Origin of the sequence: Rheinheimera mangrovi, from assembly GCF_003990335.1 — a bacterium.
In the GTDB taxonomy this organism is placed as follows: Bacteria; Pseudomonadota; Gammaproteobacteria; order Enterobacterales; family Alteromonadaceae; genus Pararheinheimera; species Pararheinheimera mangrovi.
Window position 1 is genome coordinate 371,859 of the sequence record NZ_CP034683.1, and the last position, 21,523, is coordinate 393,381.

14 protein-coding genes are annotated in these 21,523 nt (G+C 47.1%); 7 read left to right on the forward strand and 7 right to left on the reverse strand.

Features of this window, described 5'->3' with window-relative positions:
* Nucleotides 1–56: 56 nt before the first annotated feature.
* Nucleotides 57–281, forward strand: a complete 225-nt coding sequence (locus tag EK374_RS01750) for a hypothetical protein (RefSeq protein ID WP_127019562.1) — start codon at nucleotides 57–59, stop codon at nucleotides 279–281.
* On the opposite strand, the gene EK374_RS01755 is transcribed toward EK374_RS01750, so the two are convergent.
* On the reverse strand, nucleotides 272–937 hold the full coding sequence (locus EK374_RS01755; protein WP_127019564.1) for a type 2 periplasmic-binding domain-containing protein: 666 nt from the start codon (nucleotides 935–937) through the stop codon (nucleotides 272–274). The two genes, EK374_RS01750 and EK374_RS01755, sit on opposite strands and share 10 nt — an antisense overlap.
* Nucleotides 938–1,007: 70 nt before the next feature.
* Nucleotides 1,008–1,928 carry a DUF6492 family protein gene (locus EK374_RS01760; protein ID WP_127019566.1) on the reverse strand — a complete coding sequence of 307 codons (921 nt, stop codon included), beginning with the start codon at nucleotides 1,926–1,928 and terminating at the stop codon, nucleotides 1,008–1,010.
* A gap of 389 nt (nucleotides 1,929–2,317) precedes the next feature.
* On the opposite strand from EK374_RS01760, the gene EK374_RS01765 reads away from it, so the two are divergent.
* The gene (locus EK374_RS01765) at nucleotides 2,318–3,742 is read left to right on the forward strand and encodes a mannose-1-phosphate guanylyltransferase/mannose-6-phosphate isomerase (RefSeq protein WP_127019568.1); all 1,425 of its coding nucleotides are present in this window, start codon (nucleotides 2,318–2,320) and stop codon (nucleotides 3,740–3,742) included.
* Between the two features lie 62 nt (nucleotides 3,743–3,804).
* On the opposite strand, the gene gorA is transcribed toward EK374_RS01765, so the two are convergent.
* The 5 genes from gorA to EK374_RS01790 all read right to left on the reverse strand — a co-directional run bounded on the left by gorA (nucleotide 3,805) and on the right by EK374_RS01790 (nucleotide 8,461).
* Complete coding sequence (gene gorA, locus EK374_RS01770; protein ID WP_127019570.1) at nucleotides 3,805–5,154, reverse strand: glutathione-disulfide reductase; 1,350 nt, start codon at nucleotides 5,152–5,154, stop codon at nucleotides 3,805–3,807.
* Nucleotides 5,155–5,238: 84 nt separating this feature from the next.
* Complete coding sequence (locus EK374_RS01775) at nucleotides 5,239–6,441, reverse strand: sensor histidine kinase (protein ID WP_127019572.1); 1,203 nt, start codon at nucleotides 6,439–6,441, stop codon at nucleotides 5,239–5,241.
* A 30-nt stretch (nucleotides 6,442–6,471) separates the two neighbouring features.
* Complete coding sequence (locus tag EK374_RS01780; protein ID WP_127019574.1) at nucleotides 6,472–7,173, reverse strand: response regulator transcription factor; 702 nt, start codon at nucleotides 7,171–7,173, stop codon at nucleotides 6,472–6,474.
* Nucleotides 7,173–7,568 carry a DUF3019 domain-containing protein gene (locus EK374_RS01785; RefSeq protein WP_164731793.1) on the reverse strand — a complete coding sequence of 132 codons (396 nt, stop codon included), beginning with the start codon at nucleotides 7,566–7,568 and terminating at the stop codon, nucleotides 7,173–7,175. Before EK374_RS01785 ends, EK374_RS01780 begins: the two co-directional genes overlap by 1 nt.
* The gene (locus EK374_RS01790; protein WP_127019578.1) at nucleotides 7,568–8,461 is read right to left on the reverse strand and encodes a MipA/OmpV family protein; all 894 of its coding nucleotides are present in this window, start codon (nucleotides 8,459–8,461) and stop codon (nucleotides 7,568–7,570) included. Before EK374_RS01790 ends, EK374_RS01785 begins: the two co-directional genes overlap by 1 nt.
* Before the next feature lie 186 nt (nucleotides 8,462–8,647).
* Here EK374_RS01790 and EK374_RS21035 point away from each other — a divergent pair, with 186 nt between their 5' ends.
* From EK374_RS21035 to EK374_RS01815, 5 genes are all read left to right on the forward strand, one after another.
* Nucleotides 8,648–13,906, forward strand: coding sequence for a S8 family peptidase (locus EK374_RS21035; protein WP_127019580.1), 5,259 nt, complete (start codon nucleotides 8,648–8,650; stop codon nucleotides 13,904–13,906).
* A 213-nt stretch (nucleotides 13,907–14,119) separates the two neighbouring features.
* Nucleotides 14,120–16,141 (forward strand): oligopeptidase A, encoded by a 2,022-nt coding sequence (gene prlC / locus EK374_RS01800; RefSeq protein WP_127019582.1) that lies wholly within the window; start codon nucleotides 14,120–14,122, stop codon nucleotides 16,139–16,141.
* Nucleotides 16,142–16,223: 82 nt separating this feature from the next.
* Entirely contained in the window at nucleotides 16,224–16,925 is a 702-nt protein-coding gene (locus EK374_RS01805; protein ID WP_127019584.1) for a DNA-3-methyladenine glycosylase I, read from the forward strand.
* Nucleotides 16,926–17,063: 138 nt separating this feature from the next.
* The gene (locus tag EK374_RS01810; RefSeq protein ID WP_127019586.1) at nucleotides 17,064–17,948 is read left to right on the forward strand and encodes an ABC transporter ATP-binding protein; all 885 of its coding nucleotides are present in this window, start codon (nucleotides 17,064–17,066) and stop codon (nucleotides 17,946–17,948) included.
* An 8-nt stretch (nucleotides 17,949–17,956) separates the two neighbouring features.
* Complete coding sequence (locus EK374_RS01815) at nucleotides 17,957–21,511, forward strand: ABC transporter permease/M1 family aminopeptidase (protein WP_127019588.1); 3,555 nt, start codon at nucleotides 17,957–17,959, stop codon at nucleotides 21,509–21,511.
* Nucleotides 21,512–21,523 lie beyond the last annotated feature (12 nt).

The window sequence follows — 21,523 nt, forward strand, 5'->3', positions numbered from 1 at the left end:
CCAGTTTTGAGTCTGCTTTGTTAAGCTGAGGCCACAGCGAATCGGAGTGAAAATTCATGTCAGGACAAGGATCAGGCGGCAATGTATTGGCCGCACTATGTAGTTTGTTTATCCCGGGTTTAGGTCAATTGTTACAAGGCCGTTTAATAGCCGCTATTTTGTTTTTTGCAATCACAGTGGTGGGTTATGCGCTGTGGTGGCTAATCATTCCTGCCATTATTGGCGCTATCGCTCATTTGTTCGCGATACTGGATGCAGCACGCTTCAAGTCTTATCGCTGAGCCTGAGCAGTTAACTGACGTAATGTTGCTTCTAATTGTGGAACTAAAGCCGCATGACGTTGATGAACGTAATGAAAAATTTCGGTTTTAGCCAGATCTGGCTGAATGCTGTAAATAGGCAGAGCCAGATCTTGTTGTAACAACCATTCTGTTTCATCGCCCAACAGCACAGCAATGTCAGTTCTGCCAGATAGCAGCCGTTGTATGGCCTGCGGAATATGATTCACTTCGGTGTAGCTCTGGCCCTGCATATTAGTTTTTGCCAGATAAATACCCCGCAAAACATCGACCCTCCAGGCAGACAAATCCTGCCAGTTATTGATTTTTATAGCCCTAGTACGACAAAACGCGGTAATACGGATCTGCCCAATAGGCACTTTTACTCTGAGCATATTGGGTAGCATGGCAGCAGCTTCTTCTGTGCGACTTAGTTCCGCATCCAGCAGTTGGCCTTTATTGCTTTCGTAAGCACTGCGCTCCAGCGGCATAACCACCAGCTTCATCTGATAACCTAATTGCTGATAGGCCTTTTCCATTAATAAAATGCTAGGGTGATCAGGGGGCAAATTATTCGACGCGCCTACCTCAATTTGTGGTACAGCGGCCAGACAAGTACTGCACTGAAAACAAAACAGGCAGAGCAATAAAAAGCGCATAGATAACTCCCCGACAGATCTGTGTTGACTATAGCAAGCAGATTTATTCGGGGAACAATTTTTGTAGGATTTATAAAGGAGGCTGCGCAGCACTACCTTGAATAAAAGGCGCTACTTTAAGCCAGACTTCTTTTGGTGGCAGCCGGGTTTTGCTGCCTACCACACAAAACAGCCCGGGGTTAGCCAAATCAAAGCTGCCCGCTATATTCCATGATTCATAAGGGTGTGAATCATGGATCAGTAACAAAGCCGGAGTTTGAGCTGTGCCTGCAATAATATGGTACTGCTCCAGCAAACCCAGTTTCATTGCACAGAGGTAATACAGCGAATACTCAGTCCATTTCAGTTTTAAGAAACGGCCGATCCACCAATTTTTAGGATTTGCCGGATCATGCAGTGAACACAATGCATCCACCCAGTTTTCACCTGCTTTGTTGGGCGATAATTCCTGCATCAGCTTTTGGCTTAAGGTTCTGGACATCAAGGCCGGAGTCACCGTCATCCCCAATTCTTTTGGCCCTACACTTGGGTTCATGTTCAAAATACGGGCTGAGGATTTCCACCATTTAGGGTGCTGTGCTCTTTGTTCGTATTGCAGTAAGGCTTTGCCATTGATAATAAGTTTGCTTTCATCCAAAGGTTTCAGGCAAATCACGTCGGCATCAAGGGTTAGATAAAACTCATTTTCGACTAAATTGGCTATGGCAATTTTCAACAGCTGTTGTTTGCGCCAGCCCCGCATTTTTGGATACTTTTTAAATTCAGGTAATAAATCATCCTCGGCCATCACTTTAATGTTCAGTGATTGCCAGCAAGCGTATTCCTGTTTGACTAACTCTACTTCTGCAGCCGGAACCAGCACAAATATCTCGGAGATTGTTCCGGCAGCTACAAAAGTCTGTAATGAGGTAAATAAGATATGAGCCCGCTTCAAATCGTTGACGTCGTAGCTACCACTTGCTTTTAATGGCAAAACTGCACTAATCGCCATAAAGAACTCCTGTCATAATTAATCAGGTTTTTCTAAACCTGTGGGAAAAAGCTGATCACAATTAGCAAACCTATTAGTCGCAGGCGCTTAACATGGCAGCTCAGAAAAGCAAATCCCCGACTGGTATAGATTGTCAGGTGGTGGTTTGCGCTGGCTTCAATCAAAAGCCACTGAACACTACTTTAACTTTGTGTAATATATGTAGTCAGATTTTAAACGTAACATTGAGCGGCTATCAAACGAATAATGTTGCGTCACTAGCGTGTTGAGTCCGCTTTGGATAAAAAAACTGAAAATAAGTTCTCAGAATTTCAGCTTTACCCAGACTATGCTGTCGTCACTTTTACGCAGACAAAACTGCCGGGCAGCTGAACAGACAAGGATTAAAAATGATTTTACCTGTGATAATGGCGGGCGGCTCGGGCAGCAGATTGTGGCCTTTGTCCCGTGATTTAATGCCAAAACAGTTTTTAAAACTCGATGCTGACTTGACCATGCTGCAAGCTACGGTGATGCGTTTACAGGGGCTGAATGCTGAAGCAGCCATAGTCATTTGTAATGAAGATCACCGATTTGTCGCAGCTGAGCAGTTAAGGCAGATCAATCAGCTCAATAACAATATTATTTTAGAGCCTGCGGGTCGCAACACTGCTCCTGCCATAGCTCTCGCCGCTTTGACTGCGATAAAAAAAGGTCAGGATCCTTTATTGTTGGTGTTGGCTGCAGACCATGTGATTGCTGACGTTGACGCATTTCAGCAGGCCGTGGTAGCGGCAACTGAATTTGCCGGGGCCGATCAATTGGTTACATTTGGCATAGTACCTACCGCAGCTGAAACTGGTTATGGTTATATCAAAAGAGGCCAATGCAAAAAGATAGAGTCTGCAGATGCTTATCAAGTGGCAGATTTTGTCGAAAAACCAAAACTGGAAACAGCTTTGGAGTATTTAAGCAGTGGTGATTATTACTGGAACAGTGGCATGTTTTTGTTTAAAGCCAGCCGTTATCTGGCGGAACTGAAACAACACAGGCCTGATATTTATGCTGCCTGTGAGCAAGCTATGGCTGAAGTGGACCCTGATCTGGATTTTATCCGCGTCAATCAACAGGCTTTTTTAGCTTGCCCGTCCGAGTCTATTGACTATGCTGTGATGGAAAAAACTGACTCTGCTGTGGTAGTGCCTCTGGATGCACGCTGGAGTGATGTCGGTAGTTGGTCCTCGTTGTGGGATATTTCAGAAAAAAACAGTCAGGGTAATGTCCATAAAGGTGACGTACTGAGTTGTGACAGCACAGACAACTATGTGTTTGCCGAAACAGCTTTAGTGGCCACAGTCGGGCTGCAGAATATCGTCGTGGTGCAAACCAAAGACGCAGTGCTGGTCGCAGCCAAAGACAGGGTGCAAGATGTAAAAGCTATAGTGCAGCAGGTGAAGGATTTGGGGCGCAGCGAACATAAAATTCACCGTGAAGTCTACAGGCCCTGGGGCAAATACGATTCCATAGATCAGGGCCAACGTTATCAGGTCAAACGCATTACGGTAAACCCGGGCCAAAAGCTCTCAGTGCAAATGCATCATCACAGAGCCGAACACTGGATAGTTGTCGCTGGTACTGCTTTAGTCAGCATAGATGGCGTAGATACCTTGCTGTCAGAAAACCAGTCTGTATATATCCCACTGGGAGCTGTGCATGCACTGGAAAATCCGGGGAAAATCCCGCTGGAGTTGATTGAAGTGCAGTCCGGTACTTACTTAGGGGAGGACGACATAGTTCGGTTTTCAGACCGCTATGGCAGGGTAGACGCTAAATAATTCTGCATTTGGGATCAGGCGTAGCGCCTGATCCCTTTCAGGACTCACTGCAGAATATTGAATTATCTAAGTGTAACGAACTCTTCTGAAGACGTCGGGTGTATAGCCACACAGTTATCAAAGTCGGCTTTGGTTGCGCCCATTTTTATCGCCACACCAAAACCCTGCAGCATTTCATCAGCGCCAAAACCTATCACATGCAAGCCTACTACTTTTTCGGACGGGCCAGCGCAGACCAGTTTCATTCGGGTGAGCTGACGATGCTGGGTTAAAGCCGTGTACATAGCAGCAAATTCGCTGCGATAGACTTTAACCTGGTCATCACCAAATTGCTGACGGGCTTCGTCTTCGGTTAAACCTATAGTGCCGATAGGAGGGTGCGAAAACACCACTGTTGGCACTGTGTTGTAATCCAGTTTGCTGTCTGGCTTGTTATTAAATAACCGCTCGGACAAACGACGTCCGGCTGCAACTGCCACCGGAGTTAAGGCCAGGCGACCTGTGTTATCACCCACCGCATAAATGCCAGGGACGTTCGTGTTCTGATACTCATCTGTTGGAATAAAACCTTCGCTATCCAACTTCACTCCAGCTTTTTCCAGCTGCAGTTGGTCATTGGCCGGTTCTCGACCTATAGCCCAAATCAGGCAATCCACAGTCAGGCTGCTGCCAGTGGACAGTTGCACAGTTAAAGAACCATCGGCGTTTTTACTGACAGAACTCACTTCGGTATGGGAGTGTAGTGTCGGACCATCTTTGGCCATCAGTTCGACTAAGGTGTCGGATAACATAGGGTCGAAGCTACGCAGTGGTTTGTCTTTACGCACTAATAAATGGGTTTCACTGCCCAAGGCTTGCATCACGCCGGCAATTTCTACCGCGATGTAACCAGCACCTACCACAACAACCCGTTTGGGCTGGCTTTGTAAGGCAAAAAAGCCATCGCTGTCTATACCCAGTTCAGCGCCAGGTAAATCAGGGCGCACAGGACGACCACCAGTGGCTATGGTGATATGGTCAGCGCTATACAGCTTGCCATCCACTTCCACAGTGTTTTTATTCACAAAGCGGGCAAAGCCACGTATCACTGTGACGCCGTTTTTCGCCAGCACTCTGTCGTAAGAGCCATGAATACGTGAGATATAAGCTTCGCGGCTTTCTACTAATTTGGCCCAATTTAAAGCTGGCATTTGGACATCTAAACCGTAATCCGGCGCGTATTTCATGGCATCGGCAATTTGTCCCGCAAACCACATGGCTTTTTTCGGCACACAACCTACATTGACGCAGGTGCCGCCTAAAAATTTAGCTTCGATAATGGCGCATTTCTGGCCATGACTGGCTGCTCTGTTGGCGCTGGCAATACCGCCGCTGCCGCCACCTATGGCGATATAGTCAAAATGTTCAGTCATTTACTGTCGATCTCTCAGTGTTGGTTGAGCAGTTATAAGGCCTGTAGAGGCCAATCTCAAGCAGAAAGGGAGCTGAAAGGCTGATCAATCTAAAACTTCGTCTGAAATGTGTTGCGGAACAGGCCAGCGTAGACTGACACAAGTTCCCTGAGCCGTGCTTTGAATACAGACTTCGCCTTGATGCCACTCAGCAACTTTGCTGACTATGTACAGTCCTAATCCAAAGCCTGAACTGTTATCACCCCGACGGAATAAACGCATCATTACATCCGGATGCTCCTCCATGCCAGGTCCGTCGTCACAAACCTGAAATTGATAATACGCTCCTAGTTGTTCAAAACTGATGTGGATGCGGCTATTGGCATAACGAAGCGCATTGGCCAACAAATTCTGGCCTGCCAGCAGCAGGGCTGGAGCATGAAAATGAGCATTGGCAACGGCAGGAGCAAAGTTCAGCTCCACACTGTGTTGGTAAATATCAAAACGGGATTCTAGCTCAGCCAGCACGCTCGCCATGGATTGTTTCTGTAACAGCGGTTTGGTATGGGCATACTCCAATTGGGAGAAATCAAGGTAGTTGCTGACCAGCGCGTCAATTTCTGCAATATCATCAAGCATACGTTGCTGGTACTTAGTGTCGAGCTGCGTTCTGGCCAGATCCAAAGTAAATTTCATCCGGGCCAAAGGTGTCCTTGTTTCATGGGCTATGGTGCGGGACATGTCTTGATTCATCTGGATTAATTGGCTGATTTGGCGAGTCATTTGCTCCAGACTTTTCGCCAGAGGAAACAAACTGGATCCAGATTGGATTTTACTCTGAATGGGCTGAGGTTTCTGTGCAAACTTATGGGTGACTTTAGTTAAATGACGGATATCCCGGAACACCGGCCACAGCAATCCGAGCAATAGAAAGGCCAATGCGCCATTGACCCAAAGCGCGAGGTTGTCATCCAGATTAGTGGATTGCGGCAGTGGTCCCAGTTGATCCAGCATACCTTGTTGCAGACTTTGCCGGTAAAACAGGGATTCATGCTCTGAAATGGAAACAGCTATTACTTTACCGCGTTCCAGTGCAGAACGCAGTTCTGCTGGAAAAAACAGTGAGGTCTCCGGTATCTGTTGGATGAGCAGCCCTTGTTTTTGCTGTAAATCAAAAAGCGGAGATGCATCGAGTTGATAATTCCAGGGATCCAGACGGATCCATTGGTAACTGCTACCGATGGCCCAGAGTAATGTAATGCAGGACAGGAATAACATCATATAAAAGCGGATAAACTGGCGTTTCATAGGCACCTGAGAAAACTTGTGGTCTGGTGATTAGCCAGGGGTGGCGGCTGGAAGATAGTTAAACAAGTAGCCCTGGCCTCGGACTGTAATAATGGACAATCCCTGCACTTCGAGTTGTTCCAAATGTTTACGTAATCGGCTGATGCGTATGTCTATAGCGCGACATAATCCGTCATATTCACGGCCGACTAAGTGCTGAAATAGCAATTCCCTGCTCACAATATGGCCTGGTCGGGTAATGAAAAAACACAAAATATCAAATTCCAGACTGGTCAATTGCAAGGGTTTACCCGCCAGCCTGGCCTGATTCAGAGCAAAATCTATTACCAGATCATGAAGCTCGATCTGCCTGCTGGGTTGTAACAAGCGCTGATTAGCTCTAAGGCAACTACGTATCTTAGCCAGTAACAGGCTTGGGTCTATTGGTTTACAAAGGTAATCTGCAGCACCAGCCTCCAGACCGGCAATCTGATCCTGTGCACTACATAGTGCCGTCAGAAACAGTATCGGGCAACTCCAGCGTTGATGCAGTTGTGGCAGCAAAGCAACGCCATTCTCGTCCGGCAACATAATGTCACAAAGGATTAAATCGAAATGCTCTGTGCATTGCAGTGCAGATCTGGCATCGGGGACGTGGCTAATCCGCACGCCTTGCTCAAGCAAATATTCGCAAATCCCAATAGCTAGACCGTGGTCGTCTTCTATCAACAGAATACGGCTGTGTTGGTGCATTACATCATGTTCCACAAATAGCCACGATTGTGGCGTTTCAACGCGCCCTGAAATTGCACCAGTTGCAATTGGGCTGCAGCCAGAAGTTGCCCCTGTGAGGTTTTGATTTGGAAAGGCTTATTGGTTTTGCTTTGGATCTTCAGACTAAACTTAGTCACTGCCGGCGGTTGATGTAATTTACAGCTATGTTTCTGATTTTGCTCAAACAGGCAGACTTCCTGCGCGGTACCCCCTTGTACCATCAGACTAACCTCAGTTTGACATAACGGCTCGTGCTCGGTCACCACGCAGAGCTGAGGCGTTAGCACCAGTTGCAATTCGTTCTGCGCTTGCGTTGCCCAAGGCAGCAACGTCACAGTCAACAACTGCAACAAGAAACCGGAACGGTACCACATTAAAAACTGTACCTCACACCAACAAAACGGCCGTAGTAAGAGTCTCTTGCAAGCAAGCGACTCTGTAAAAGTGCATCGTCTAAAACGTTTCTTTGCCAGTAAGCCAGTAGTGCCCATTCAGGTGTCAGCTGATAACTCAGAGTTATGCCGTAAAAGTAATGCCAGGTTCCACTGAGCTTGAACTGAGGCTGCATCTGATTGACTTCTTCAGGGCGAAGATTGTAGTAATAGTTGTTGAGCTTTTGATCTTTGTAGGTCAACCCAGCTCTAAATTGCCAGGACCATTGTTCGAACTGGTAGTTTTTCCGGATTGTCAGGTGATGTTCCTGACCATGATGAACGCCACTGACATCCTTCAAGGCGCTTAGCCGAATATCGAAGAAATTGGTTAGCCAATTCAGGCTAATACCTCCCATATAGGATAAATTCCGCTTAATATCCTGGTAGCTGTTGCTCGCTATTGGTTCGTCATTAGCGGGGAATGTTCCGAAAGAGCCACGGGAAGGTTGCACTTCTAAACCGGGCTGGTCGCCAATAAAACTGGTACGGTGAAAACCCAGAGCATCCCACCAGCCAAATTTATTAGTACCGTCCAATTCGAAAAACATGCCGTCTTCGTTTAACGACCCGACCAGATCGATGTACCAGTTTTCCTGTTCCAGCAGACTATAGCCGACATAGCTGTTTTCCAGATAAAAACGCTCGCCATAGTAGCTGACTGTTGGCAGAAGATTGCCTTTCAAATCAGCTCTGCCGGCTAGTGGAGTAGTGAGTAGGCCTTGCCCGGCCGAGAGTGAAAACTGCCACTTATTGCTGTCAATGTGCTGAGTCGCCCCTTGGACGCCTGGCAACCAGCACAGGGTAAGTAGAATAATCTGAACCAAAAACTTCATGAGATTCGCCTGCAAATTTACCGCGCCAGCTTAACAAGACTTTTTCTGGAAATCTCAACTTTTAATTACATGATACAAACTGATACATGAAATGCTTCGCAGCTCTGAGTCAACGAATGTTTAGATAACTTGACGCCGGAAAAATAACCGGCGCTCAGTATAAAAATTCAAAATTCGGAGAATCAAGTGAAATTAAAAACCATTGCTTATGCTGTGGCCGGTGCCCTTAGTGGTATTGCCATAGCTCATGCAGCAACAGACCAAGGGACTTCCGCGGCTGGAATGCAGTCGCCTGCTAAAACTTTAAAAGCTGTTTCCATAACTGCAGAGCAGATTAAAAAACGCCAACATATCCGTGCTGAAAAAAACAGGTTACAGGCAGACGAAGGTCTGAATGTCATGTTACAACCGAAACAGTCGAAGTTTGTTCGAGAAGACGATGTTTCGGGTGAACAGGTTTACATAGTCCGTTTGCGGCATAGCCCGGTCAGCCAATACCAGGGCGGGATCAGTGGTCTGGCTGCGACACAAATCAAAAAAGCCTCTACTGAACAGCGACTGTTTGAACATGGTCAGCCCATTTCTGCTGCTGTAGAGAATTACCAGCAGTTTTTGCTGCAAAAGCAGCAAAATGTGCTGACTCAAATTAGTCAGGTGGTTGGATCCAGGCCTGTACGCCAGCAGTTTGTTAATACAATCAATGGTTTCAGTCTGACCATGACGCAGGATGAAGCAGAGAAAATTGCTGCTTTGCCTGATGTGGTCAGTGTGCAGCGTTCCAAGTTGTATCAGTTGCATACAGATGTAGGGCCAAAACGTATTAGCGCCGATAAAGTCTGGGTCGGCCAGACTAGCCAAAATACAGCGTTTAAAGGTGAAGGCACTATAGTTGGTATCATCGACACTGGGGTCAATACCGACCACCCAGCTTTTGCGGATATAGGCCATGACGGCTACGACCATGTGAATCCACTCGGCTCAGGTAATTATCTGGGTGATTGTGCACTGGATGAATTTAAGAACCGTTGTAATGACAAGCTGATAGGCGTGCGCAGCTACAAAGTGATCACTGATACCTATGCTGGTGTCTATCCTGCTGTGGGTGAGGATGTGTCAGGTCATGGGTCTCATACGGCATCGACAGCAGCAGGTAACGTGCTGAAAAATGTCGATTATTTAGCTCCTGAAGCCAGCGCAACAGGTGATGGCCGCGTGATTAAAGCAGGTTTATTCCCGGAAATTTCAGGTGTGGCTCCTCATGCCAATATTATTTCTTACCAGGTCTGTTACCCCTTAGAAGGCTGTCCGGGCGAAGCTTTAATATCCGCTATTGAAGACGCCGTTAGTGACGGTGTCGATGCCATAAACTTTTCTATTGGTAATGTTTCGAATACGACGTCACCTTGGGAAGATGCCATTGAACTGGCATTTTTAGGAGCACATCAGGCAGGTATCGCTGTGGCGGCGTCAGCTGGTAATGCCGGTACAGATGGATATCTGGAACTGGGCTCTTATATTGATCACGTGTCTCCTTGGTTATTGAACGTGGCCGCATCAAGCACAGGCCGAACAATTGAAATAGAAACGCAGTTGCAGAATTTTAGTGGCGGCACTAACACGCCTGCAGCCTCTATCTCCGGTGGCGGTATTAACCAGAATTCATTGACAGGCATAGTGGTTAAGGCCGCTGATTTTGGTAACGCACAATGCACAGCGCCTTTTGCGGCGGGCACTTTTGATCATTTGACGAATAAAGATGGCGCCCCTTATCTAGATGGCAGTAATAATCCGGCCAATATTATTGTGGCCTGTCAACGTGGCACCAATGGTCGGATAGAAAAATCAGCCAATGTCGCGGCCGGTGGTGCTGAAGGCTTTATTCTGTATAACGCTACTGATTCAGGCGACGAAGGCACTGTGGTGAAGACAGATGTATATGCTGTGCCTGGTATTCATCTTACCAGTGCTCAATGGCGAAACAGCATGAACAACTGGCTGAACAGTACTAGTGCAACAGGGCATCAACTGACGATTTCCGCAACCCGAATTGAACGGGTCATTGATGAATCTGAAGCCGATAAGTTGGCTGATTTCTCGTCCCGTGGACCAGGCCGAGCCAATCCTGAACATCTGGTGCCATCAGTCACAGCGCCAGGTGTGGACATTTATGCAGCCACCAACGATGAAAGTCCTTTTGCTGCAGGTTTAGGGCAAACTCCTGTGACTTCAGACTTTGCCGTCTACAGCGGTACATCTATGGCTGCACCCCATGTGGCGGGTGCTCTGGCTTTGATGACTCAGGCACATCCTGACTGGACAGTAGCGCAGAAGCAGTCGGCACTGCAGCTAACGGCTGAACCTGTGGTGACCTATGCCATTCAGAAAGGTCAGACGTGGGAAAAGAACCCGAAAGCTGAGGTATACCGTGCAGGTACAGGCCGAATCAATGTTGCTAGTGCTATTGATGCTGGTCTGATTATGGACGAGAGTTACGACAACATGCTGGCGGCTAATCCAGCCAATGGTGGCTTGGTGCATAAACTGAACTTACCGGAAATGGTGAACTTCAGCTGTAAACCAAGCTGCAGCTGGATACGTACTTTTACCGCCACTAAAGACGGTAGTTGGAGCCTGTCAACCGACGAAGTGACCAACTGGTCTCCTTATGATGACCAGCGTTATGTCCAGCAAGGCGTCAAACTGGAAGTAGCTCCGGAAAGCTTCAGTCTCAAAGCTGGTGAAAGCCAGACTGTGATGGTTCGTGCCTCTGTTACTAATACACAGGATGTTGAAGGTAATTCTGAAGTGGAGTTGCATTCACACCTGATGTTCAAGGAAGACAACGGTAAAGCACCGAACATGCGTTTGCCTGTGGTCTTCAAATACGACAACGCAGGTTTGCCAGAGCGTGTCAGTGTTACAGCGCATCGCAATCAGAGTAGCTACAGCCTGAAAGATATTCCTGTGCCTGTTATGACGCAGGGTGTAACCCGGACTTACGAACCAGTAAAAGCTGAGCGCCATAGCATTACCCTGCCTAAAGACGATGACTTCACTTTCCCTTGGCCACTAGCAGAACAGGACGACGCGAAAAACAAACTGGATGAAGCCACTCACAGTTTCTGGATTGATGTGCCGGCAAATAGCAAACGATTAATAGTCGAGAGCTTACGTCGTACCGAGTCTAGTAATGAAAATTCGGCCGATTTCGGCAATATGATTGTCTATCTTGGCAAAGACTTCAACCAGGATGGCAACATGGATCTTGATACAGAGATGCTCTGTGTATCCTGGCATGTGGCCTATAGTAACTTCTGTAACGTGAACGACCCTGACCCAGGCAAATATTTTGTGGTGTTGTATAACGCCAATGACTATATGACGCCAGGTACTGATAGTTATGAGTACACTTATGCGGTCGTCTCCGATACAGAAGCGAGTGATCTGAGCGTGTCTATTCCGGCGCAAAACGATGGTCAAACACCAGTAACGGCAGAAGTTCGCTGGGACCTGCCAGATATGGTTGAAGGCGATTTGTACTACTCAGGCTTTGACATTGGCACTTCGGCTCTGAATGCGGGTAACGTTGGTTTTGTTCCGTTCAAACTGAGCCGCGGTGTGGACGATATCAGCCTCAGTGCGGATAAAACCGCAGCCAGAGTAGGCCAGTCTGTAAGCATGAAACTGAAAGTACTGCCGAACTTAACTGGTGCCGACCGTGACTTTACCTTAACAGCTGCTGTTCCAGCCGGACTAGAACTTACAGCCGACAATGTGTTGGTCAGTGATAACAGTATCGTATCGGACATTGCTCTGGAAAATGGTGTGTTAACTCTTAAAGGTACCCAGCCGGACACGGAAAAGCAGACACCGTCCTATCAGGTTAGTACGAGCGAAGAAGACGACATGTGTCGGGTGCCTGACTTTGGCCAGAAAAACGATCGATATGTCAACCTGAGTAGTTTTGGTTATAGCCCAAGCTTTGGTGACACACCCAGAGATTCGCGCCTGGGGACCATGATCCCTTATAGCCTGCTGTTTAATGATGGTGGTGCTTTCTCGCTATACAACAATCCAGAGGCTGCCTCTGCGGCTATGTATATTCGTGGTAACGGTAATATCACTTTTGAAGGCTTACCCTATTTCTTCAATATGCATTACGTCTTTCCTTACAACAGCTTTCCTTATCAGGCTATAGGTGCTTTATGGCGAGGTATCGGAGGTGTGCCTTATACCAGAGATGCTGCAGCAACACCTCTGAGCGCGACTAGTGGCGTGACGCTGGCGAGTTCAACGGATGGTTGGGCAATTGTCGAATGGGATGGCATGCGCACTATGCCTTATCTGGGCAGAGACGCGAAAGGCAATTATCTGTATGGCGAAGGTGACGATCGCTTTGAATTTGAGCTGCTGCTGAATAACCAAACCCGCTTTGGCAAAGGCGAATACGAAATGATCATGGCCTATAACCAACTGGACTTCGCTGGCAGTAACCGAGGCTCGGTGGGCGTTCAGGGCTACAGAGGTGCAAAAACTTCCTATGGTCCGCTCGAAGGATATTTAGGTACCAAATATGCCTACAATGATCTGGATTCTATGCTAAGTGTCGGCAAAGTGCTGTGTTACAACTATGTGGGACCAGAGTCATCTCAGTTTGAAGTGACGCTGAATGCTAAAGTAACGCATGCCGCTATCGCAAAAGACCTGACACTGAATATTACCAGTCAGGTCGAAGGGATGGTGGATACACAGGTAAGTCAGACGATTCAGGTTCCCGGTAATCTGACTCTGGGTGTGATCCGCAATGCCACAGTGGTTGAGGATGGCGAATTAACAGGCATCCAGGTGCTTTACGCCGATGAAAACAACGGCGCCAATAGCATCACTGTGAGTGGTGAACATGTCACTGCTACTGTGGATGGCCATCAGTCGGGCGCCACCTTCAGCCTGAAACCTGATGCTGATTTTACAGGTACCACCACTGTGACGGTAACAGTAGCGGATTTGGAGCTGCCGGATGATAAAGCCAGCACTAGCTTTAAACTGACAGTGACTCCTGCCAATGATGCACCTGTGGCCAAAGTGTCCAGCAGCAGCGTAACCGGCACTGCGGGCAGCAACATCACTTTAGATGCTTCTGGCAGTACTGATATTGACGGCGATACGTTGAGTTACAGCTGGGTGCAGAAGTCAGGCAGCACGCTAACCACTTCGGCTAACGGCGCTCAATTGACACTCAATAATGTTGCAGCGGGCAGCTACAGCTTTGAAGTGACAGTATCTGATGGTTCACTGAGCAGCACTGCTGTGGTAAGTGTAACAGTGCAAAACAATCAGGTTGTGACTGAAGTGAAACCTAAATCATCCGGCGGTTCGTTCGGTGGTTGGGGCCTATTTATGTTGGTGGCTATGGCGGGGCGAATATTTCGCCGCAAAGTAGCCTAATAAAAATTGGTCGTTTAATTGGCGTGTTCAGAGATTGGGCGCCAAAGGTTAAAACAGAGCGCGTTAGCGCTCTGTTTTTTTTCATACACTATAAGTGTAGCCACAGAAAAATCTTCCTTTAAACCACTCCTTTGCTTGAGTATGCTGTAAAAGCCCCAATACTGCTTTTATAGAGAGTTCGCAGTATCCAGAGATAAAGATCAGAGAGTATCCATGACCCAAGCCTTACCTGTATTTAGTCAAATTGAACCAAGCCAAATCAAAGCCCGCGTAGAGCAGTTGATCGCTGCGTGCACTGCGGATATCGAAGCAGTGGTGCAAGAACCGAACCCAAGCTGGCAGTCGCTGATTGTGGCGTTGGAAGAAAACAGCGATGAGCTTGGAAAATTCTGGTCGCCTGTGTCGCATTTAAATTCGGTAAAAAATAGTCCTGAATTACGTGAAGCTTACGAAAGCTGCCTGCCGCTGTTATCGGATTTCAGCACCTATGTTGGCCAGCACGAAGGTTTGTATCAGGCCTATTTAAAGCTGTCGCAAAGCGCTGAATACGCCACTTTAACTACAGCGCAGCAAAAAGTAATTCAAAACGCCTTACGCGATTTTAAGTTGTCCGGTATTGGTTTATCAGATGAAAAAAAGCAGCGTTATGGCGAAATTCAAAGTCGATCTTCTGATTTGGCCTCGAATTTCTCAAACAATACGCTGGATGCAACTCAGGCCTGGTTTAAACATATTGAAGATGAAAGCTTGCTGGCAGGTTTGCCTGAAGATGCAAAATTGGCAGCGGCTGAAGCTGCGGCGCAAAAAGAATTATCAGGCTGGGTGTTTACGCTGGAATTCCCAAGTTATATCGCCATTATGACCTATGCCGACAATCGCGAATTACGCGCTGAGTTATATCAGGCTTATTGCACCCGAGCTTCCGATCAAGGCCCAACAGCAGGACAGTTTGACAACAGCGCTATTATTGAAGAAACCTTGGCCTTGCGACATGAGCTGGCGCAGTTGCTGGATTTTAAAAACGCTGCTGAAGAGTCTCTGGCCACTAAAATGGCCGAAAGTCCGGCTCAGGTGCTGGAGTTTTTAGCCGATTTAGCCCGTCGTGCCAAACCTCAGGCCTTGCAGGATCTGGCCGAATTAAAAGCTTTTGTCAAAGCAGAATTTGGTGTCGACGAGTTAAGCGCCTGGGATGTCACTTATTATTCTGAAAAATTAAAACAAGCTAAATACTCCATTTCGGACGAAGCGCTGCGGCCTTATTTCCCGGAAAGCAAAGTAGTGCCGGGTTTATTCAGCGTGTTAGGCAAGTTATTTGGCATTAAGGTGCAACAACGTGAAGGCGTTGATGTTTGGCATCCGGACGTCAGTTTCTACGACATTTTTGACGCCAAAGGTGAGCTGCGCGGCAGTTTTTATCTGGACTTATACGCCCGAGCGAAAAAACGTGGTGGTGCCTGGATGGATGATTGTCAGGGCCGACGCTGGAAAGCCGATGGCAGCCTGCAAACCCCTGTAGCTTATTTAACCTGTAACTTTAATAAACCAGTAGGCGGCAAACCTGCGTTATTTACTCACGACGAAGTCGTGACTTTATTCCATGAGTTTGGTCATGGCTTACACCATATGCTGACTCAGGTCGATGCATCAGCAGTGGCTGGAATTAGTGGTGTTGCCTGGGATGCGGTGGAATTACCCAGCCAGTTTTTAGAAAACTGGTGCTGGCAGCCAGAAGCTTTGGCGTTAATTTCGGGGCATTACCAGACAGGCGAAGCCTTGCCACAAGATATGCTGGATAAAATGCTGGCCGCGAAAAACTTCCAATCGGCGTTGTTTTTAGTGCGTCAGCTGGAATTTGCCTTGTTTGATTTCCGCTTACATGCCGAATACGACCCGGCTTTGGGTGGTCGCGTTCAGCACATTCTGGATGATGTACGCCAGCAGGTTTCTGTGATCATGCCGCCACGTTTTAACCGCTTCCAGCATGGTTTTAGTCATATCTTCGCTGGGGGTTATGGCGCTGGTTATTACAGCTATTTATGGGCTGAAGTATTGTCTGCTGATGCTTTTGGCCGTTTTGAAGAAGAAGGCATTTTTAATGCTGCTGTGGGTCAGGATTTCCTGCACTGCATTTTAGAAAAAGGTGGTAGCGCAGAACCTATGGAGCTGTTTAAAGCCTTCCGGGGTCGTGAGCCGTCTAACGCTGCTTTGCTGCGACATATGGGTATAGCAGCTTAGTTGATGGAGATCCTCGCCCGAACAGGTACGGGCGGGGACAAGCCCGCGCCCCTACATGACACTAATTAATGGAGAGGCCTTGATGGCTTTTGTTGAAAAGTTTGAACTGATTTACCACAGAGCCGCAGAGCGCAAAGGTGGCAAAGCAGCATTGCAGGCTTTGTTATCAAAACCCCGCACGGCAGCTCAGTTACAACAGCTGACGGATGCTGAATGTTTAAGTGAGTTCAGCAAAAAGATTTTTCAGTCAGGTTTTGTCTGGTCTGTGGTGGAAAACAAGTGGCCTGGTTTTGAAGAACTGTTTTTTGGTTTTGAACCGGAAAAAATGCTGCTGATGAGTGATGAAATGTTAGCGGCCAAAGCTACAGATCCCCGTATTATCCGCAATGCCACCAAAGTATTTGCCATACGCGACAATGCCTTGATGATCCAGCAGGTGGCTGACAAATATGGCAGTTTTGGTGCCTTTTTAGCCCAGTGGTCCGGCGAAGATATTATTGGCTTATGGGGTTATTTAAAGAAACATGGGGCTCGTCTGGGGGGGAATACAGGGGCTTATGCCTTACGTGTGCTGGGTAAAGATACCTTTATTCTCAGTCAGGATTTAGAAGCTTATCTGCGTAACTTTGGTGTGGTCGAAGGCGGCCTGAGCAGCCAGAAAAACCAGAAAGCTATTCAACAGCAATTTAATGTGTGGCAGCAAGAGTCTGGTTTAAGTTTGCAGGAAATCAGCAAAGTTGTCGCCTTTAGTTGTGGCGATAACTATGTAGGACTCAAGATGTAGATGAAAAGGTCAGAGCAAGCTCTGACATTTTAATAACTTGTTACAACTTCACTTCATTTGTAACTCATTGATTAGTTACTAATCAGCACGCTCCATGTTAGTTTGATGTAATCATTACTACAACATGGAGTTCTCCCTATGCTGGAAATTCACGGTCTGACCAAAACGTACGACAATGGCGTTAAAGCGCTGAATAACGTCAATTTATCCATCAGCAAAGGTATGTTTGGCCTGTTAGGTCCTAATGGCGCTGGTAAATCTTCCTTAATGCGCACTATTGCTACTTTGCAGCAGCCCGACAGTGGCAGCATTGTTTTTAATGGCATTGATGTATTAAAAGACCCGCAGGCGCTTCGCAAAACGCTGGGTTATCTGCCACAGGATTTTAGCGTCTATCCACGTATCAGCGCTTTTGAACTGCTGGATCATCTGGCTGTACTCAAAGGTTTCACCCAGAAAAAAGAGCGTAAAGAGCTGGTTGAAGGCTTATTGGCTCATACCAACTTATTTCAGCATAAAGACAAAGCCGTCAGCGGTTTTTCCGGCGGTATGCGCCAGCGTTTTGGTATAGCTCAGGCTTTGTTGGGTAACCCGGACTTATTGATTGTTGATGAGCCCACCGCAGGTTTGGATCCGGAAGAGCGCAACAGATTTCATAACCTGTTGGTCAGTTTGGGTGAAGAAAAAGTCATCATTTTATCCACTCACATAGTCGATGACGTGGCAGAGCTGTGCCCTGCTATGGCGGTATTGGCCGGTGGGCAGATTTTATTACAAGGCAACCCACTGGATTTGATTCAACAGGTGGGCGGCCAGATCTGGACTAAAACAGTGTCACAACAGGAAGCGGCTGAACTGGAAAAAGTCTTGCCAGTGATCTCCAAGCGCCTGTTTGCAGGCCGCACTGTATTGCATGTATTTGCAGAGCAAGCACCTGAAGGTTTTGCGCCTACTGCTGCTAGTCTGGAAGATGTGTACTTCTCCTGTTTATCCAATCATCGCTCAGCACAAGTTGCGGCTTAGGAGAGGTTATGTTTGGTTTAATGACCCGCTTTGAGCTGCGCTATTATCTGAGCCAGCCCTCTTTTTATGTCGTCAGTTTATTGCTGTTTTTAGTCAGCTTTTTATCTGTCGCCTCAGACAATGTCACTATAGGCGGTGGTGGCGAGGTATTTAAAAATGGCCCTTTTGCTATAGGCCAAACGCTGCTGACTTTAAGTTTATTTGCCATGTTTTTGGTGGTGAATTTTGTGGGTAGCAGCGCTGTTCGCAATCAGCAACATCAGATGGAAGAGCTGATCTACAGCAAGCCTGTGTCGCCTTTTGCTTACCAGTTTGGCCGTTTTTTTGGCAGCTATCTGGTGGTGTTATTGGTCTATATCGCTGTGCCATTGGGTATGTTACTGGCGAGCTTTATGCCTTGGGTCGACGCCAGTCGTTTTGGTCCCACCAACCTCTGGGCTTATGTCTATAACTATCTGGTGTTGTCTGTTCCTAGCTTTTTTATCATCTCAGCTCTGTTTTATGCCATAGCCGCACGTTTCCGCTCCATGATGGCGCTGTATCTGATTGCTGTAGTATTGCTGGTGCTTTATATAGTCTCCGGTTCAGTGGCGCGTTTACCTGAATACCGGGTTTGGGCAGCTTTGTTAGATCCTTTTGGTTTACGTACCTTTTTAGATGTCACCCGTTACTGGACTATTCAGGAGAAAAACACGCTGCTGATTAGTTTTGAAGGCGTATTACTGCAAAACCGCTTGTTATGGCTGGGGGTCGCTGTCGTCTTACTGGCTATTTCCGGTTTATTTAAATTGCCTTCACTGGACAGAAAAGACAGAAAAAAATCTAAAAAAGCTGAACTGAAACAGCCTGAACTGTCACTGGAAACCTTGCAAAGAAAATCCTCTGCAACAGCACTTCTACCGGCCTTTTGGGTTCGGTTAAGGTTTGAAGTGAAGCAAGTGTTGTTGACTGCACCTTTTGTGATCCTTGGTTTAATTACGATAGCGCAGCTGATCGGTCCGCTTTTTGCTGACTTTGGCTGGTACGGCACCTCAAATTGGCCTCTGACTCAGACCATGGTGGGTCATGTGATTGGTTCTGTCAGCTTGTTGATGATTATTGTCATTGTCTATTACAGTGCTGAAGTGGTGTGGCGTGAACGCAATAGTGGTATGGGCGATATTATCGATACTATGCCAGTGCCGAATTTGACTTTCTGGACCGCCAAGTTACTGGCTATGGCGCTGGTGATGGCAACTTTGATTGTGATCGGTATTTTAACCACTATCAGTTACCAGCTGATTAAAGGTATTGAAAACTTTGAACTGGTGCAGTACCTGATCCGTTTAGGCTTTTTCTTCCTGCTGCCTTTTATCATGAGTGCTGTGCTGGCGTTTTTCCTGCAGGTGTTAAGCCCGAATAAATTTGTCGGTATGGGGCTTTTTGTTGGTTATTTCTTGAGCACTATGGTGATGGCATCCTGGGGTTTAGGTCACAGCTTATATAACTTCAGCTCTTCACCCTCCATAGGTTTTTCCGACCTGAATCAGTACGCCAGCAGCTTAACGACCCATTCGGTGTATATGTTGTATTGGGGGGCTATAAGCAGCATTTTATTTGTACTGGGTTACGGTTTATACCACAGAGGGCCGCTGCAAAGCCTGAAAGTACGCTGGAGCAAACTGGGTTACCACTTAGGTAAAACCGGCAAAGCTGTTATTGCTGTATCTGCTGTGGTTGCTGTTGCTACTGGTGCTTTTATCTATCAGCAAACCATAGTGCTGAATAACTACGTGACCGCTGAAGAAACCACGGATTTACAGGCTGAGTATGAAAAAGCCTTTATTCAGTATGCAACTTTACCTGTGTTAGTCACTACCAACGTAAATGCGCAAATTGACCTGTATCCATCAGAGCAGAAAGTCGTAGCCAGGATGCAAATTCAGTGGCAAAACAAATCGCAACAGCCTGTTGAGAAGCTACTGGTGAACTGGCCTGAGAATACTCAGCAAATGACAGTGACTATTGAAGGCGCCAGCCTGGGAGAGCGGGACGTTAAATTCCGTACTTCATGGTTAACCTTCAGTACTCCGGTCGCTCCTGGTGCTACAGTTGCAGGTGTCATTGAACTGACCCGTGAATCCAGAGGGCTGCGCGAAACAGGTTTTGATTCGTCGGTGGTTGAAAACGGAACCTTTATTAACAACAGAGAATTATTGCCAACTTTTGGTTATCAGGACGGTTTCGAGCTGCAAGACAGACACGAGCGCTTAAAACGTGATTTAGAGCCAAACGAGCGCGCCAATAAGCTGGAAGATTCTAAGTTTTATACGCAGAACTTCTTTGGCGCTGATGGTGATTTTATTCAGTTTGAAGCAACAGTATCCACTGAAGCAGATCAAGTGGCTTTAACCCCTGGATATCTGCAAAAACAATGGCAACAGGATGGCCGTAATTACTTCAGTTACAAAATGGACCAGCCTATGGTGAATTTCTACTCCATCAGTTCAGGCCGTTATGAAGTGAAAAAAGCGCAGCACAATGGCGTGGCTATTGAAGTCTATTACCATAAAGGCCACCCGTGGAACGTGGAGCGTATGGTGGAGTCAGTGCAAGATTCGATAGACTACTTCACTGCTGCTTTTGGTCCTTACCAGCACAAACAGCTGCGTATTATCGAGTTCCCTGGTTACCGCAGTTTTGCCCAGAGTTTTGCCAATACAGTGCCTTACTCTGAGCAAATCGGCTTTATTACCGACCTGCGTGATCCGGAAAATATCGATCCTGTGTATTACGTTACGGCTCATGAAGTGGCGCACCAATGGTGGGGGCATCAAGTGGGCGCTGCTGATGTGCAGGGTAGTGCAGTGATTTCGGAAAGTTTGTCGCAGTATTCAGCTTTGATGGTGATGGAGAAAAAATACGGTGCCGACAAGATCCGTAAATTCCTGAAAATTGAGTTAGACCGCTATTTACAGGGCCGTTCTACTGAACGCCTTGGAGAGCAACCTTTATTACGTTCTGAAGGCCAGGGGTATATTCATTACCAAAAAGGTTCAGTGGTGATGATGGCGATTAAAGACCGTTTAGGTGAAGAGCGCTTAAATGCCAACTTAAAGGCCTTTAACGAACGTTATCGTTACCGTAATGACCCTTTCCCAACCACTTTGGATCTGGTCAGTTATTTAGGCCAGAACACAGCGGCGGAAGAAAAGGCTTTTATTGACGACTTGTTTAATAACATCACCTTGTATGATTTACGGGTGAAAGACGCCAAAGTGACTGAATTGGCCGATGGCAAGTTCCAGCTGAATTTGATTCTGCATGCCGACAAGTTAGTGGCTGATGACAAAGGGGTTGAAACCACCCAAGCGCTGGCTGAGCAAATCGATATTGGAGTGTTCAGTGTCGACCCGGATCAAACCACGGGTGAAAGTGGCGTGATTTATCTGAAGAAACATCAGTTGCTGACAGGAGAAAACAGCATTGAGCTGGTGCTGGATCAAAAACCTCTGTATGTAGGTGTCGATCCTTTTGTTCGCCTGATAGACCGCGACGGCGCAGATAATATCCGCAAGTTATAAACGTAAATTGGG